The organism is Arthrobacter sp. zg-Y179, assembly GCF_020907345.1.
GTDB lineage: Bacteria > Actinomycetota > Actinomycetes > Actinomycetales > Micrococcaceae > Arthrobacter_B > Arthrobacter_B jinronghuae.
Window position 1 is genome coordinate 59659 of the sequence record NZ_JAJJOB010000009.1, and the last position, 16536, is coordinate 76194.

10 protein-coding genes and 1 pseudogene are annotated in these 16536 nt (G+C 65.5%); 5 read left to right on the forward strand and 6 right to left on the reverse strand.

Going from position 1 to position 16536, the window contains the following annotated elements:
* Positions 1-79 precede the first annotated feature (79 nt).
* Positions 80-433 carry an Rv2175c family DNA-binding protein gene (locus LOC56_RS11005; protein ID WP_229952314.1) on the reverse strand — a complete coding sequence of 118 codons (354 nt, stop codon included), beginning with the start codon at positions 431-433 and terminating at the stop codon, positions 80-82.
* Positions 434-691: 258 nt separating this feature from the next.
* On the opposite strand from LOC56_RS11005, the gene LOC56_RS11010 reads away from it, so the two are divergent.
* The gene (locus tag LOC56_RS11010) at positions 692-2044 is read left to right on the forward strand and encodes a lytic transglycosylase domain-containing protein (RefSeq protein ID WP_229952315.1); all 1353 of its coding nucleotides are present in this window, start codon (positions 692-694) and stop codon (positions 2042-2044) included.
* A gap of 80 nt (positions 2045-2124) precedes the next feature.
* Positions 2125-4275, forward strand: coding sequence for a Stk1 family PASTA domain-containing Ser/Thr kinase (locus tag LOC56_RS11015; RefSeq protein ID WP_229952316.1), 2151 nt, complete (start codon positions 2125-2127; stop codon positions 4273-4275).
* A gap of 25 nt (positions 4276-4300) precedes the next feature.
* Here the strand turns inward: LOC56_RS11015 and LOC56_RS11020 are convergent, their stop codons facing one another.
* Positions 4301-5662 (reverse strand): class II 3-deoxy-7-phosphoheptulonate synthase, encoded by a 1362-nt coding sequence (locus LOC56_RS11020; RefSeq protein WP_229952366.1) that lies wholly within the window; start codon positions 5660-5662, stop codon positions 4301-4303.
* Positions 5663-6220: 558 nt separating this feature from the next.
* A pseudogene (locus LOC56_RS11025) lies at positions 6221-6884 on the reverse strand (lysophospholipid acyltransferase family protein); the annotation flags it as partial.
* A gap of 170 nt (positions 6885-7054) precedes the next feature.
* Here LOC56_RS11025 and LOC56_RS11030 point away from each other — a divergent pair.
* Together LOC56_RS11030 and LOC56_RS11035 are read left to right on the forward strand one after the other, a co-directional pair.
* Positions 7055-7819 (forward strand): alpha/beta hydrolase, encoded by a 765-nt coding sequence (locus tag LOC56_RS11030; protein ID WP_229952317.1) that lies wholly within the window; start codon positions 7055-7057, stop codon positions 7817-7819.
* Entirely contained in the window at positions 7816-8346 is a 531-nt protein-coding gene (locus LOC56_RS11035) for a hypothetical protein (RefSeq protein ID WP_229952318.1), read from the forward strand. The genes LOC56_RS11030 and LOC56_RS11035 overlap by 4 nt, the downstream gene beginning before the upstream one ends.
* A gap of 31 nt (positions 8347-8377) precedes the next feature.
* Here the strand turns inward: LOC56_RS11035 and LOC56_RS11040 are convergent, their stop codons facing one another.
* Positions 8378-9358, reverse strand: coding sequence for an ROK family glucokinase (locus LOC56_RS11040; RefSeq protein WP_229952367.1), 981 nt, complete (start codon positions 9356-9358; stop codon positions 8378-8380).
* A 236-nt stretch (positions 9359-9594) separates the two neighbouring features.
* On the opposite strand from LOC56_RS11040, the gene LOC56_RS11045 reads away from it, so the two are divergent.
* A complete protein-coding gene (locus tag LOC56_RS11045) occupies positions 9595-11403 on the forward strand; it encodes an AMP-dependent synthetase/ligase (protein ID WP_229952319.1) in 1809 nt (602 codons plus the stop codon).
* A gap of 30 nt (positions 11404-11433) precedes the next feature.
* Here the strand turns inward: LOC56_RS11045 and LOC56_RS11050 are convergent, their stop codons facing one another.
* Positions 11434-12861 (reverse strand): mycothione reductase, encoded by a 1428-nt coding sequence (locus tag LOC56_RS11050; protein WP_229952320.1) that lies wholly within the window; start codon positions 12859-12861, stop codon positions 11434-11436.
* 58 nt (positions 12862-12919) lie between these two features.
* A complete protein-coding gene (locus tag LOC56_RS11055; RefSeq protein WP_229952321.1) occupies positions 12920-16318 on the reverse strand; it encodes a pyruvate carboxylase in 3399 nt (1132 codons plus the stop codon).
* Positions 16319-16536: the final 218 nt, after the last annotated feature.

Consider the following 16536-nt stretch of genomic DNA (forward strand, 5'->3'; position numbering starts at 1 on the left):
ATACAAAGATCCCCAATTAATAAGGAGCTGCCAGTCCGAAGACCGGCAGCTCCTTATTTAGGTGCTGCGTTAGGCGTTGTTACCAGCCCAGCGCCTGTGCACGGCGGCGGATCTCCGTCTTGCGCCCTTCGCGGAGCGCATCCACGGGACGGCCAGGCAGCGTGTCGTCGGCCGTGAAGAGCCAGCGGATCATCTCGTCGTCGTGGAAGCCTGCGTCATCGAGCACCGAAATGGTGCCCTTCAGGCTGTCCAGCACGGAGCCGTCAGCGATAAAAGCAGCAGGGATGCTGCGGATCTTCCGCTCACCGAGGCGCACAGCCACCAGGGCGCGCTCCTCCAGCAGGCTATGCACCTTGTTAATAGGGAGATCGAGTTGTTCAGCCACATCGGGCAGGGTCAGCCAGTCGGAAACAAGTTCCTCGAGTTCATTCACCCTTCAAGGGTGCCACGTCCGGGGTTGCCCGGGCCACTCGGCCGTTTGGCAACAGAACTGAAACACAAAAAGGACTACCCGGGTATTGTGCCGGGTGCTGGTTAGTGTAAATTCACATTAGTACCTGTAATCACATCAGTAACTAGCACACCACTAGTCACATAAACAACAGCAGTAACACCCGTTCCAATACTTGTTTTTAATCCAAGGGATTTGCGGTAAAGGCCGCGGCCAACACAGATGAGGAAACATCACCATATGAACGCTCAGTCCAATACGGGAACGCCCGAGGCGCGTCCCGTTGCTACAGGAATACCGCGCAAACTGAGTGTTGCCGTGACGACCGCCGCCATTCCTGCAGTGATGATGTCCGCGTTGGCTCTTGCCGAGCCGGCTGCCGCCGCCCCCGCCGCACCCCAGAACACACTGTTCCCCCAGCTCCCCCTGCAGGCCATCAAGAACCTGAACACCGGGGCCGCCACCGGAGTTACCGCCTCGCAGCTGGCCACCCAGGTTCCCGCGACGCTGCCGGCTGAGTCGGCCGTTCCTGCCACGCACCGGATCGTTTCCGGCGACACGGTCAGTTCAATTGCCGCACAGTACGGTCTGTCCGTGACGGAACTGCTGCGCGTGAACAACCTGCAGCCGTCGTCGTTGATCTTCGCAGGGGACGATCTCCGCCTCGGCGGAGCATCCGCACCCGCTGCTTCCACCTCCGCTGCCGCCGAAGGCACCTACACGGTGGTCTCCGGGGATACCCTCAGCGCAATCGCCGGAAAGCACGGCGTCAGCCTCTCCAGTGTCCTCGCTGCGAACGGCCTGACCCTCACCTCCGTCATCTACCCGGGCCAGTCGATCCGCATCGACGGCCAGGCACCCGCCGCAGCCCCGGCCGCTCCCACGGCGCCTACCGGTGCTGCCCCCGGTACCGGCGGCACGTACACGGTTGCCGCCGGGGATACCCTCAGCGCAATCGCCGCGAAGCACGGCGTAAGCCTCTCCGGCATCATGGCCTCCAACGGCCTGTCCCAGACCTCGGTGATCCGCCCCGGCCAGAAAATCACCGTGGACGGCAGCACCGTCAGCGTCACCGCCGCCGCTCCTGTGGCAGCCGCACCCACGGATCTGGTTCCCAACACCTTCCTGCACTACACCTACCCCGAGCACACCGTCGCCGACGCCAACCTCAACAAGCAGACCCTTAACTCAATGCCGGTTCCCAGCCGTGCGCAGATGCAGCAGATCGTGGCTGACACTGCAGTACAGATGGGTGTCGACCCGGCACTGGCACAGGCATTTGCTCTTCAGGAATCCGGCTTCGACCAGCGGGCTGTCTCCCCGGCCAACGCCATCGGCACCATGCAGGTCATTCCCTCCTCCGGAGAATGGGCCTCGCAGCTGGTAGGACGGCAGCTGAACCTGCTGGATCCGTACGACAATGCCACGGCCGGCGTAGCGATCATCAGCGCTTTGACCCGCAGCAGCGACAGCCTGGAAAACGCGATTGCTTCCTACTACCAGGGCCAGTACTCGGTGACCACCTACGGCATGTTCGCGGATACACGCAACTACGTCAGTTCCGTGCTTGCCCACCGGGCGTCCTTCCAGTAAGGCCATCTCAGAGTGCAGCGAAAGGGTCCGGATCGGGTGTCGATCCGGGCCCTTCCGCGTACCGCCATTAGGATCTAAGAGTGCATGAGCCCGTGAAAGACTCCCTCGTTGAGACGCTGGTCGACGACCGTTACTTCGTCAGGTCCCTGGTTGCGCGCGGCGGAATGTCCAGTGTTTACCTGGCTACCGACCGCCGTCTGGACCGCGACGTGGCGCTCAAGGTGCTCTACCCGCACCTTGCCGCGGACCGCGGTTTCCTCCGGCGTTTCGAAAGCGAAGCAAAATCCGCTGCGCGGCTTTCCCACCCCCACGTAGTGGGCGTCCTGGACCAGGGGATCACCGACAGCCTGGCTTACCTCGTGATGGAGTATGTGCCGGGACGGACCTTGCGCGGGCTGCTGGACGAGCGCGGCCCCCTGTCGCCGCGCCTTGCGCTGGCCCTGATGGACGCGGTGGTCGAAGGGCTGGCCGCTGCGCACGACGCCGGCCTGGTCCACCGCGACGTCAAGCCGGAGAACGTGCTCCTTGCGGACAACGGCAGGATCAAGATCGCCGACTTCGGACTGGCGCGCGCCGTGTCCACCAGCACCAACACCGGAACACTGGTGGGCACCGTCGCCTACCTCGCACCCGAACTGGTTACTGCGGGCGGGGCCGACGAACGCAGCGACGTCTATTCAGCCGGCATCATGCTTTATGAAATGCTCACGGGCCGGCAGCCTTTCACCGGGGATTCACCCATCCAGGTGGCCTTCGCACATGTCCATTCCTCCGTTCCCGTGCCCTCGGACCTGTGCCCGGGACTGGCAGAAGACCTGGATGAGCTTGTCCGCTGGTGCACTGCAAAGGACCCCGAGGAACGCCCGGTCAACGGCCGGGCCCTGCTGGGCGAGCTGCGGCACATCCGCACATCCCTTAGCGACGCGGAGCTTGACTTCCGGTGCGCCCCGGGCACGGCCAGCGGACCCTCCGGCGCCGGCACACCCACCGAGGCGTTGGCCGGAGCCACGGAAGTCCTCACGGCCGCCGGTGCCGCCACAAGCGTCATCGACACCTCCGCATTGGGCGCCGGCGGTACCCGCGCGAACCACACCGAGGTCATCCACCGGAACGACAACGCCACCACGGTATTTCCTGCCGGCAGCCGCGGTGCAGGCGATGACGGTGCGGACCATGGGGACGGGTACGACGCCGAGGGCCCGGACGACGACTATGACGCAGACGACGAAGCCGATCTCAGCCCGAACGCGCGTCGGCGCCTGGCGCAGCGGGATGAACGCGACCGGCAGCGGCTAAACGACCGTGAGGCCCATCGCCCGCAGGTATCCCTTCGCAGCGGAAAGCCGCGCCGCCGGGGCATCCTGCTGGCCGTGCTGCTGACGGTACTGCTTGCGGCGGTTGCCTTTGCCGGTTGGTTCTTCGGTGCCGGCCCCGGCGCCCTTGTCTCCGTGCCGGACGTGAGCAATGCTTCCGTCGAGGAAGCCGGCACACAGCTGGGCGACGCCGGCCTGAACTACACCACCGATGAAGTGTTCGATGAAGTGGTGGCGGCAGGGCTGGCCGTGGGCACCGATCCCGGCGCGGCCCGGGAAATCCGCCGCTTCCAGCCGGTGAAGCTGCTCGTCTCCAAGGGTCCGCAGCTGTTTTCCGTCCCCAACGTCGTCCAGCGCACGCTCGAAGCTGCCCGGGCTGACCTTCAGGAGGGCGAGCTCGCGCTCGGCGCAGTCACGGAGGAGTACAGCGAGAGCATTGAAGCGGGCAGCATCATCAGCCAGCAGCCGCTGCCCGATACGCTGCTGCGGCTCGGAGCGCCGGTGGACGTCACGGTTTCCATGGGACCGGCACCCGTCGAGGTCCCCGCGGTCACGGGCCTGGGTGAGGAAGCTGCAGTGAAAGCCGTTGAAGACGCCGGACTCACGGCTGCCGTGGCTCCGGACAAAGTGAACAGCACTACCGTGCCGGCGGGCGCGGTTGTCGCCCAGACGCCGGCATCCGGACTGCTGGAGCGCGGTTCCACCGTTACGCTGACCATTTCCCTCGGCCCGCGGATGGTTGAGGTCCCGAATTACGTGGGACAGCGCGCCGAGACCGCGCGGACTGACCTGGAAAGCCGCGGGTTCACCGTCGAGGTGGAGAATCTGCTGGGCGGATTGCTCGGCCTGGTCCGGGACCAGGAACCGGGTGCGGGAACCGCCCCCGAGGGCTCCACCGTCATCCTGAAGGTGGTGTAGCCCCGGGGGCGGCCCTCCGCCCCGGTCAGCTCCTGCGGGAAAGGGCTCCGGCAACCAGGAAGGCCATCTCCAGGGACTGCATATGGTTCAGCCGTGGGTCGCAGACGGATTCGTAGCCTTCCACGAACGCTTCCTGGTCAATGGGGTCCGCACCGCCCAGGCACTCGGCGACGTCGTCGCCCGTCATCTCCACGTGCAGGCCGCCGGGGAAGGTCCCCAGGGAATCGTGCACCTCGAAGAAGCCGCGGACCTCGTCCATCACATCGTCGAAGTTGCGGGTCTTGTAGCCGTTCGGCGAGGTGACGGTGTTGCCGTGCATGGGGTCCGTCACCCAGAGCACCTGGGCGCCCGAGGCGGTGACTTTCTCCACCAGGGCGGGAAGCTTCTCGCGGATGTTCCGGGCACCCATCCGGGTGATGAACGTCAGTCGCCCCGGTTCCCGGTTCGGATCCAGCTTGTCGATCAGGGCCAGGGCGTCTTCGGCGCTCGTTTTCGGGCCGAGCTTCACGCCGACGGGGTTGCGCACCCGGGACAGGAAGTCCACGTGCGCGGAGTCGAGGTCACGGGTCCGCTCTCCGATCCACAGGAAGTGCCCGGAGGTGTCGTACGGCTGGCCGGTTCGGGAGTCCACCCGGGTCAGGGCCCGTTCATAATCCAGGAGCAGGGCCTCGTGGCTGGCGAAGAACTCGACTCGCTTCAGGGCTTCGAAATCCGCACCGCAGGCGTCCATGAAGCGTACGGCGCGGTCGATTTCGCGGGCCAGGGATTCGTAGCGGGAGTGCGCCGGGTTGGATGTAAAGCCCTTGTTCCAGTGGTGCACCAGCCGGAGGTCGGCGAAACCGCCCTGTGTGAAGGCGCGGATCAGGTTCAGCGTGGACGCGGACGTATGGTAGGCGCGCACCATCCGTGCCGGGTTGTGCCGGCGCGACTCGGGCGTGAAGTCGTAGCCGTTGACCATGTCACCGCGGTAGGCCGGCAACGTCACGCCCTCACGCGTTTCCTCATTGGAGGAGCGCGGTTTGGCAAACTGACCGGCCATCCGGCCCATCTTGATCACTGGCACGGATGCCCCGTAGGTCAGGACTACAGCCATCTGCAGCAGCGTGCGCACTCGGGCACTGATCTTGTCCGCGGTGGCTGCTTCGAAGGTCTCGGCGCAGTCGCCGCCCTGCAGGAGGAAGGCACGGCCTTGGGCGGCCTCGGCCAGACGGCTTCGGAGGACATCCACTTCGCCGGCGAAAACCAGCGGCGGCACCATCGAGAGTTCGGCAATCGCCGCGTCATATCCCGGGTCGTCGCGCCACGTCGGCTGCTGGGAAATCGGCAGGGAACGCCAGTTGTCCAGCTCGGGGTGGCTCGCGGAAGTGGCCGCCGCGCCCGAGAGCATGGTCGGAATGGACTCGCGGTGTACGGGGGTGTCAGTCACGGCTTAAATCCTACTAGTTGCCCGCCTGGAGCGAACAAAACCGTCATAAACCCTGCCGGGGCACGCAACACACGCGCGCTTCCGCCGTTCCCCCAAGGGAAATCTAGGCAGTGTGCGAGCGAGGATCTGTGTCGCGGTTATCGGCTGCGGACGGGCGGACACCGCTGGATTCGGCAGCACTGGTTTCAGCAGCACTGGTTTCGGCAGCATCGGTCCGGGCAGCGCGGGCACCGTTGGCACCGTTGGCACCGGGCCTGCGGCCCCGGAACTTCAGGCGCCGCTTGTTTCCGGCGTCCTGCGCGGCGTCGCCCGCTTCGGTTGCAGCCGGGGATTTTCCGGTGCCCTTCGCCGCGCTCGTACCAATGACGGTAACGGCGCCGGGCAGTTTGTCGCCCGCTTCGGCAGGCAGTTCCGAACCGCCGGCCGGGGGCTCTGCCCCGGATTCGGAACCGGTGGAGAGGCGGACAGCCGCGCTGCGTGCCTGTGCGGCCTTGACGCCCTTGCGGGCGGCCATTTTTTCCTTGACGGTGCTGGCGTAGACATCCACGTATTCCTGGCCGGAAAGACGCATGAGTTCATACATGATCTCGTCGGTCACGGACCGCTGGATGAAGCGGTCATTCTCCAACCCGGCGTACCGCGAGAAATCCAGCGGTTCGCCTACGATGATGCCGATCCGACGGATATTCGGAATCCGCCGGCCGATGGGCTGGACCTTGTCCGTTCCGATCATCGCAACGGGGATGACGGGAACACCCGTGGAGAGCACCAGCTTGGCCACACCGGTCTTGCCGCGGTACAGGCGTCCGTCCGGGCTGCGGGTCCCCTCCGGGTAAATGCCCAGCAGGCCGCCGTTTTCCAGGACATCGACGCCTGCCTTGAGCGAGGACGCAGAGGCTGCTCCGCCGGAGCGGTCCATCGGCAGCTGGTTCGCGAGCCGGAAGAAGGTTGCAGTGAGCTTGCCCTTGATGCCCTTGCCGTTGAAGTAATCGCTCTTCGCGAGGAAGCTCACCGGCCGGGGTACGGCCAGGGGAAGAAAGATCGAGTCGGAGAACGAAAGGTGATTGCTCACCAGGACGGCAGGCCCGGATTCGGGGATGTTATCCATTCCCTTGACCCAAGGCCTGAAGAGAAGATTTACCACCGGCCCGATGAATATAGTCTTCATCACCCAATAGAACACGCGGCTTGATCTCCTGTCCGGACAAGACAATAACGGGGGACCCGTTTGGTTCCCCAGACTCTACTGTATGCGCGCTTATCCCCCGCTGGTGAATTTGGCGCGTACAGGGGTTCCCGGGAGTTTCCTCCCTGCGGGGTCCAAAAAGGCCCCTCTAATGCAACCATAGACATATGACTTCCCTCCCGGGCGCTGACGCCTTCCACTCCGAGGGGCACGGACCCAACGCGGGCGTAGGCGTGCTTCTCAGCCACGGATTCACCGGATCACCGGTGAGCCTTGCGGCTTGGGCGCGCAACCTGGCCGGCCGTGGCTACTCCGTGAGCCTGCCGCTGCTGCCTGGCCACGGAACCAGCTGGCAGGAATTGGCACAGACGCCGTGGCTGCACTGGTACGAAGAATACGAGAGCGCATATCTGCGCCTGCGGGAGCGGACGGACTGTGTTGTATCGGCAGGGCTTTCCATGGGCGGCACCTTGGCGCTGCGGCTGGCGGCGCGGCACCCGGTGGCCGGCGTCGTCGTGGTTAATCCCGGCCTGACGTTTGCCGACCCCCGGGCACGCTATTCGGGCGTGCTGAAGTACTTCCTGAAATCGGTCCCTGCCATCGGCAACGACATCCGGCTCGAAGGGCAGGATGAGGGTGCGTACCCCCGGACACCGGTGGGCGCCGTGCACCAGCTGGGCAGGCTCTTCCGGAATACTGCCGCCGCTCTGCCGAACGTTACGGCTCCCGTGCTGGCGTTCCGGTCACGGGTGGACGCCGTGGTGCCGGAATCCAGCATGGAAATGCTCCGCCGTCGGCTCGTTAATGCAGAGCTTGAGGTGGTGCTGCTTGAAAACAGCTACCACGTTGCCACCATGGACCACGACGCGCCGCTGATCTTTGACCGCTCCGCTGAATTCATCCAACGCGTGAGCTCCGGGGTGCGCGCATGAGTGAACGCGAGCCGGAACATAACGAGTCCACCGACGAGGAAGTCTGGCTGGACCTGGTGGCCCGCCTGGAGCACATGGACGCCAGCGAGCCGGTGCATCCGGAACCGGACCATTCCGCCGGCGCCCCGGATGCTGCTGCCCCGCGCGGCAGCGGGGAAACGGGAGAAGCAACACAGTCCCGCGATCCGGCGGCACCGACACCGGCCGAACGGACCCGGGCCATCTTCGAGAACCAGCCGTTGGCATCAGCGGGGCCCCGGGACTATACCTCCGAAGACGATGAGGACGACGGCCGGTTTGTGCCGCCCGAACCGCCGCCGCTTGGCACCGGCGAACCGCTGGTAGTGCTCAGCTGGCTGGGCACGCTGGCCGGACCGCTCCTGCTCCTGGTGTTCGCCATGTTCTGGCGCAGCGCCCCGCTGCCGGTCATCCTCGGAACCATCGCCGTCTTCGCGGGATCCGCAGCCTATCTGCTTTTCCGCCTGCCCCAGCACCGCGACGAGGACGACGACGGCGCGGCCGTTTAGGCCCTGCTTTCTCCCCCGGGGACTCCCCGACTCAGCGGCGTGCGGCGATCCGCGACAGGTCCGCGGCTCCGATCATCCCCGCGGACGGGCCCATTGCCGCCCGCTCCATCTCGGCCGCGGGGCGGAAACCCCGCCCGGTAAGGTTTCGGGCAAAGGACCGGCGCGCCGGCTCAAGCAGCAGATCACCCGCATCGCTCAGTCCGCCGCCGATGACGAACATCCCCGGATCCAGGGCAGCGGCCAGGTTCGCCAGCCCCAACCCGAGCCACTGCCCCACTTCGTCAAGGAGTTCGATGGAGGCCGGGTCGCCTTCGAGGGCCAGTCTGGTGACGACGGCGCCCGTCACCTGCTCCGCATTGCCGTCCACGGCCCGGAGCAGTTCCTGGGCTACCGGGGAGTTGGCTGCGGCCAGTTCCCGGGCCTCCCGGCCCAGGGCGTTACCCGAGGCGTACTGTTCCCAGCAGCCCCGGTTGCCGCATTCGCAGCGGTGCCCGCCGGGCATGATGATCTGGTGCCCGAACTCCCCCGCCACGCCGTACCGGCCGCGCTCAAGGCGGCCGTCGAGCACCATCGCCCCGCCGATTCCGGTTCCGAGGGTTACGCAGACCATCCTGCTCTCCCCCGCACCGGCTCCGAACCGGTATTCCGCCCAGGCGGCGCCGTCGGCGTCGTTCACCAGGAAGACACGCCTGCGCAGCAACCGCTCCAGGTTCTCGCGGAGGGGCTCGTTGCGCCAGGCCAGGTGCGGACTGAACAGCACGGTGCTGCCTGCGAGGTCCATCCAGCCGGCCGCCCCGATGCCGACGGACCACACGTGGTGCTCGGCCGAGAGTTCCCGGACCAGATCCACGATTACCGCTTCGACTTCCCGGGGATCCTGCCCCGGCGTCGACCGGCGTGCCTGCTTCAGCACCCGACCGTCTCCGTCCACGAGCCCCGCCGCTACTTTCGTCCCGCCGATATCAATCCCGATGGCCAGCCCGCGCCGCCGCATTCGGTTCGGCAGCCGCATGGGCCTGCGGGGCCGGAACGGCTCCGAAGCGGCAAGCCTGCGTTGGAGCGGGGTGGAAAGCGGACGGGGAACGGGTGCTGGGGTAACTGGACGCATCAGAAACCTATTCTAGGGAAACGGCAAGAGCGGCGACGCGTTTGTTATGAATCTGCAAGGTTACCGACGGGTAAGAAAATGTGATCTACGTTATAGGCTGAACAGTGCCTACGGGCGTACCGGATATCAAAGGAGCTATCGTGCGAGAATTCAGCGTTCCCGTCCTAGCGGAGTCCCCGCCGCAGACGAACATCACCAACATGCTGCTCGACCAGGCAGCCAAGCCAAGCAACCCCGCTCTCTTTGCCGTCCGGAACGGTCAGGGCGAATGGCAGCGGATCAGTGCCACGGAGTTCACCAAGGACGTCCAGGCGCTGGCAAAGGGCTTCATGGCCAGCGGTATCAAGGCAGGCGACCGCGTGGCTGTCATGTCCCGGACCCGGTATGAATGGACCTTGGTGGACTTTGCGCTCTGGTTCGCCGGGGCGGTATCGGTTCCCGTCTATGAGACCTCCTCCCCTTCGCAGGTCGCCTGGATCCTGAGCGATTCCGGCGCCGTCGGCATTGTGGTTGAGGCTGCCAGGCACGAGAACATTGTGCGCACGGCCGCAGCCGACGAAGACCTTTCCATGGTCGCCAATGTGTGGCAGATCGACGGCGGCGGACTCGACACACTGCGCGCCGACGGGGCTTCGGTGAGTGATGAGGATCTCGAGAAACGCCGCTCCACAGCCCAGATGGCTGACCTTGCGACCATTATTTATACGTCCGGTACCACGGGCAAGCCGAAGGGCTGCGAACTCACGCACGCCAACTTCGTCGATGTGTCCCGGAACTCCGAGCTGGCAGAGCCCGAAGTTGCCACCGAAGGCTCGCAGACGATTATGTTCCTGCCCCTGGCACACGTCCTCGCCCGCTTCATTTCCGTGCTGTGCGTGGCCACCGGCGCAACCGTGGCACACACTCCCGATGTCAAGAACCTGCTGCCTGACCTGCAGAGCTTCAAGCCCACCTTCATCCTGGTGGTTCCCCGCGTCCTCGAGAAGGTCTTCAATGCCTCCATGCTGAAGGCCGAAGACGGCGGCAAGGGCAAGATCTTCCACGCAGGCGTCGCGACCGCCGTCGCCTGGTCGAAGGCGAAGCAGGAGGGCAAGGTGCCACTGAGCCTGACCCTCAAGCATGCCCTCTTCGACCGCCTGCTGTACGGCAAGATCCGCGAGGCCATGGGCGGCAACGTGAAGTACGCCGTCTCCGGCGGTGCACCCCTGGGCGAACGGCTGGGGCATTTCTTCCACGGCATCGGACTGCTGGTACTGGAGGGCTACGGTTTGACCGAAACCACTGCTCCGCTCACCACCAACACCCCGCAGCTCGTCAAGCTGGGAACGGTGGGCGCGCCCCTTCCCGGGAACAGCGTGAAGATCGCCGACGACGGCGAGGTCCTGGCCAAGGGCATCAGCGTGATGAAGGGCTACTACAACCGCCCGGAACTGATGGGCGAAACGTTTACTGACGGCTGGTTCCATACCGGTGACATCGGCGAACTCGACTCGGACGGCTTCCTGAAGATCACCGGCCGAAAGAAGGAAATCATCATCACCGCCGGCGGCAAGAACGTGGTTCCCTCCCAGCTGGAGGATTCCATCCGCGCCGATTCCATCGTTTCCCAGTGCGTGGTGGTCGGGGATGCGAAGCCGTTCATTTCGGCCCTCATCACCATTGACGAAGAAGCCCTTCCCGGCTGGCTTGGGCGGCACAAGCTGCCGGCGACCATGACGGTGACCGAAGTGGCCAAGACCGATGAGCTGCAGAAGGATCTCCAGGCCCTGGTAGACCGTGCCAACAAGAAGGTTTCCTCTGCCGAGGCGATCAAGGAGTTCCGTGTGGTCCCGACCGACTTCACCGAGACCAGCGGACACCTGACACCGTCGATGAAGATCAAGCGCGCCCAGGTGCTGCGCGACTTCTCCGACGTCATCGACGATATCTACAGCGGGCAGCGGGTCTGATCTGTCCGCGCCGGGCAGGAACCGACCCCCCTAGAGACGGTTCCTGCCCGGCTTTTCCTTTGTCTTCAGCGAAAGCAGTGCGTTTTCGACCACCTCGGTCAGCGCCGGGTGGATCCAGTACTGCCCACGGGCCATGGTGGCGGCGTCCAAGCCGAACTCCATCGCCTGTACCAAGGGCTGGATCAGCATGGATGCCTCATGTCCCATGATGTGGGCGCCGAGCAGCCGGCCGCTTTCCCGCTCCGCCAGCAGTTTCACGAACCCGGTGGAATCTTCCATCGCCCAGCCGTACGCCGTTGACCCGTATTCCTGCACGGACAAGGCCAGTTCGACGCCGCGGGCCTCCGTATCGGCGATGGCCTGGTCCTCGGTCATCCCGACGCTGGCAATCTGCGGGCTGCTAAAGACTGCAGCGGGTACGAAGCGGTGGTCCATGGCACGAAGATCCCCGGGGTGCACCAGGTTGTGCGCCACCACGCGGGCCTCGTGGTTGGCCACGTGCTTGAGCTGGTAGGGGCTGCTGATGTCACCCAGCGCCCAGATTCCCTTCGCCGGAGCGCCCGAGGCCAGCACCCGGCCGTAGCTGTCCACGGCCAAGCGGCCATCCGAGGTGAGGTCAAAACCGGCAGCAGCGACGCCCAGCCGGTCTGTGTTGGGGGTCCGGCCGGTTGCTGCGAGCACCAGGTCCACATCCAGGGATGACTCTCCCGCGGGACCGGAGAGCACCGCGTGCACGGAACCGTCGGCGTTTTCGACCAGGGAGTCCACGGTGGTTTCGAACTGCACGTTCCACTGCTTGGAAGCTTCTGCGGTGAAGCGCTCGGACACGGTTTCGTCCAGGGACCGAAGCAGCGCCCCCGAGCGCACGGCCATGGTGACGTCCGACCCGAAGGCAGAGAAAACGAAGCCGAACTCCGCGGCGATATACCCGCCGCCGATGATCAGCACCCGGGCAGGCAGCTCATCGATACGCATCACGGTGTCCGAGGTATGCGCCTGGGGAAGGTCCATCCCCGGCACATCCGGCAGGACCGGCCGGGATCCTGCGGCCACCACGATTTCATCAGCGGTGATTTCCTGCCCCGACGCCGTGACGAGTGCGTGCGGCGAGACGAAGCGGACGTATTCGCTGAAAAGCGTGACGTTGTCCAGCTCCTCGTCCCGGTAACGGCGGCCGCCGTCGGAAATCGCGTCGATGCGGGTGAAGATCCGGTCCCGGATATCCCGCCACCGGACTCCGGCGGGCACCGTGTCCACGCCCAGCCGCGCACCGTCCACTGCGGCGGCCGCCAGCTGGGCGGGATACACGAACATCTTCGTGGGGATGCACCCGACGTTGAGGCACGTTCCTCCGAACGTGCCTCCGTCGATGATCGCTACCTTTTTACCGTCCCAGTCCGGGGTGATGATCGAGTTGCCGGAGCCGGAACCAATGATGGCCAGATCGAAGTGAGTCACGCTCTTCAGTCTATGCAGTCACAGTCCACCGTTCATTTCGCACCGGTGAAGCCGGTACTCATTTCGGTGCGATGACCAGCAGCAGGTCCCCGCCCTGGACCTGCTCCACCCGGGAGATCGCGACCCGTTCAACCGTTCCGGCTATCGGGGCCGTGATGGAGGCCTCCATCTTCATTGCTTCGATGGTGGCGACGGTTTCCCCTGCAGCGACCTCTGCACCTTCCTTTGCGGTGACGGTAACCGCACCCGCAAACGGAGCCGCAACGTGGCCGGCCTCGGTCGGATCTGCCCGTTCCGCCGATTTCGTGGTGCTTTCGATGCTGCGGTCCCGGACCGAGACCGGACGCATCTGCCCGTTCAGGGTGGTCATGACCGTACGCATGCCCTTTTCGTCCGGCTCGGACACCGCGTCCAGCGCTGCAATCAGCCGCACGCCCTTTTCCAGCTCGATGACGTGTTCTTCCCCGCGCCGCAGCCCGTACAGGTAATCCCGGGTCTCCAGTACGGAAACGTCTCCGTAGGTTTCACGGACGGTTGCGAATTCCTTTGCCGGGCCGGCAAAGAGCAGCCGGTTCAGGGTTTCCTGCCGGGTGGCGGAATCGGCGTGCAGTCCCGCCTTGTCCACTTCGGTCAGTTCGACGTCGCGCGCCTTGATCTTGCGGCCCTGCAGCGCCTTGGTCCGGAAGGGCTCCGGCCATCCTCCGGGCGGATCGCCGAGTTCGCCGCTGAGGAAGCCGATCACGGAATCCGGAATGTCGTAGTTCTGCGGGTTCTCCTCGAAGTCCTCCGGGGAAACGTTGGAGCCGACCAGCTGGAGGGCCAGATCGCCCACCACCTTCGACGACGGCGTGACCTTCACTAGACGGCCCAGGATCCGGTCCGCGGCGGTGTACATGTCCTCGATGGCTTCGAACCGCTCCCCCAGTCCCAGGGCGATCGCCTGCTGACGCAGGTTGGAAAGCTGGCCGCCCGGAATCTCGTGGCGGTACACGCGTCCGGTGGGACCCGCCAACCCGGATTCGAACGGCGCGTAGACCCGCCGCACGGCCTCCCAATACGGTTCCAGCGCACCCACAGCGTCCAGGCTGATGCCGGTGTCCCGTTCGGTGTTGGTCAGCGCGGCGACCAACGAGGACATGGACGGCTGGCTAGTGGTGCCCGCCAGCGGTGCGCTGGCAACGTCCACGGCGTCCACTCCCACTTCGGCAGCGGCCAGCAGGGTCGCCAGCTGGCCGCCGGCGGTGTCATGCGTGTGCAGGTGGACGGGCAGGTCGAAACGCTCCCGCAATGCGGCGACCAGCTTGGCGGCCGCCGCGGGGCGCAGCAGGCCTGCCATATCCTTGATGGCCAGGATGTGGGCGCCTGCGTCCACCATCTTCTGCGCCAGGTCCAGGTAGTAGTCCAGCGTGTAGAGATCCTCGTTAGGGCTCAGCATGTCGCCGGTGTAGCAGAGGGCTACTTCCGCGACCGCGGTGCCGGTCTTGCGGACGGCCCGGATGGCAGGCTCCATCTGGGACACATCGTTCAACGCGTCGAAGATGCGGAAAATGTCGACTCCGGTCGCCGCAGCCTCCTCCACGAAGGCTTCGGTGACTTCAGTGGGATAGGGGGTGTAGCCCACCGTGTTCCGTCCGCGCAGCAGCATCTGGATGCAGATGTTGGGCAGCTGGTGCCGGAGGGCGGCTAGCCGCTCCCACGGGTCCTCGCCCAGGAACCGCAGGGCGACGTCGTACGTGGCACCGCCCCAGGCCTCCACGGACAGCAGCTCCGGAGTCAGGGCCGCTACCGCAGGTGCCGCCGCGGTCAGGTCCTTGGTCCGCACCCGGGTGGCCAGCAGCGACTGGTGGGCGTCGCGGAAAGTGGTGTCGGTGACGGCCAGTTGGGTCCGCTGCCGCAGGTCCGCCGCGAAACCTTCGGGGCCGAGTTCGAGCAACCGCTGCCGGGACCCCGGCACGGCATCCGGCAGATCGGCGGGCAGCTTCTCCGCCGGGTCGATGTGCGCAACGGGCTCGCCGTAGGGCTTATTGACGGTGACATCGGCGAGCCAGTTGAGCAGCTTCGTACCTCGATCCGCCGAGCCCCGGGCATTGAGCAGTTCGGGACGTTCCTCGATGAACGAAGTGGCTACGTCTCCGGCAACGAAGTCCGGATCATCCAGGACTGCCTGCAGGAAGGAGATGTTGGTGGCGACGCCGCGGATCCGGAACTCGGCCAGCGCCCGACGGGCCCGGTTGACGGCTATGGGGTAGGTCCGTCCCCGGCACGTCAGCTTCACCAGCAGCGAATCGAAGTGCGGGCTGATTTCAGCCCCCGCGTAGACCGTGCCGCCGTCGAGCCGGACCCCGGCGCCGCCGGCGGAACGGTAGGCGGTGATCCGGCCTACGTCGGGCCGGAACCCGTTGCCCGGGTCCTCGGTGGTGATGCGGCACTGGAGGGCGGCACCGCGGATCTGCAGTTCATCCTGCTGCAGGCCCAGATCGGCCAGCGTCTCACCGGCCGCGATCCGCAGCTGGGACTGGACGATGTCGACGTCGGTGATTTCCTCGGTGACCGTGTGTTCCACCTGGACGCGGGGGTTCATTTCGATAAACACGTGCTGGCCGGCGCGTTCGCCGACGGTGTCCACGAGGAACTCCACGGTTCCCGCGTTGACGTAGTTCAGGGCCTTGGCGAACTTCACCGCGTCCCGGTACAGGGCCTGGCGGATGTTCTCATCCAAATTGGGTGCCGGCGCTATCTCCACCACCTTCTGGTGGCGGCGCTGCAGGGAGCAGTCCCGTTCGAACAGATGCACGATGTTGCCGTCAGCATCGGCAAGGATCTGCACTTCAATGTGCCGGGGACGCAGGACTGCCTGCTCCAGGAACACGGTGGCATCGCCGAAGGCCGTTTCAGCCTCCCGCATGGCCGCCTGCAGCGCCTCGGGCAGCTTGTCCGCGGTGTCCACCCGGCGCATGCCGCGGCCGCCGCCGCCCGCAACGGCCTTGACGAAGATGGGGTACCCAATGTCCTCCGCCTCGCTGAGCAGCTTCTCGACGTCGTCGCTCGGCTCGGTGGAGCGCAGTACCGGGATGCCTGCCTTCCGCGCCGCGTTCAGGGCATGGACCTTGTGGCCGGCCAGTTCAAGGATGTCCGCCGCTGGACCCACGAAGGTGATGCCGGCGTCGGCCGCAGCCCGCGCCAGGTTCGCGTTTTCGGAAAGGAATCCGTAACCGGGGTAGATGGCGTCACAGCCGGATTCCTTGGCTACCCGGATAATCTCGTCCACGTCCAGATACGCCCGGACCGGATGTCCCTCTTCCCCGATCAGGTAGGCCTCGTCGGCCTTCTGACGGTGGATGGAATTCCGGTCCTCATGGGGAAAGACGGCCACGGTCTTGGCGCCTAGTTCATAGGCGGCGCGGAAGGCGCGAATGGCGATCTCGCCCCGGTTCGCTACCAAAATCTTCGAGAACATGGGTCTCCTGGATCAATTGCGGATGGGGCACCCGGACAGATACCGCCATTATTTACCCACGGCAGAAGAGGCAAGCCCCAAGCCGTACCGGGACCCCGCCGGGGGCGGACCCCGGCGGGGTCGTGTTGGACATCACACTTGCACCAGTCTAATCGCCACCCCTGCAAAAGCCCGCTGCCAAGGTAACGGGTGTGCGTCACATAGAATGAGTCAGCAGC

Excerpts from the sequence above, each read along its gene's own strand:
- LOC56_RS11055 (WP_229952321.1), bottom strand. The coding sequence starts at position 16,318 with ATGTTCTCGAAGATTTTGGTAGCGAACCGGGGCGAGATCGCCATTCGC.
- LOC56_RS11030 (WP_229952317.1), top strand. The coding sequence starts at position 7,055 with ATGACTTCCCTCCCGGGCGCTGACGCCTTCCACTCCGAGGGGCACGGA.
- LOC56_RS11035 (WP_229952318.1), top strand. The coding sequence starts at position 7,816 with ATGAGTGAACGCGAGCCGGAACATAACGAGTCCACCGACGAGGAAGTC.
- LOC56_RS11010 (WP_229952315.1), top strand. The coding sequence starts at position 692 with ATGAACGCTCAGTCCAATACGGGAACGCCCGAGGCGCGTCCCGTTGCT.
- LOC56_RS11020 (WP_229952366.1), bottom strand. The coding sequence starts at position 5,662 with ATGCTCTCGGGCGCGGCGGCCACTTCCGCGAGCCACCCCGAGCTGGAC.
- LOC56_RS11040 (WP_229952367.1), bottom strand. The coding sequence starts at position 9,358 with ATGCGGCTGCCGAACCGAATGCGGCGGCGCGGGCTGGCCATCGGGATT.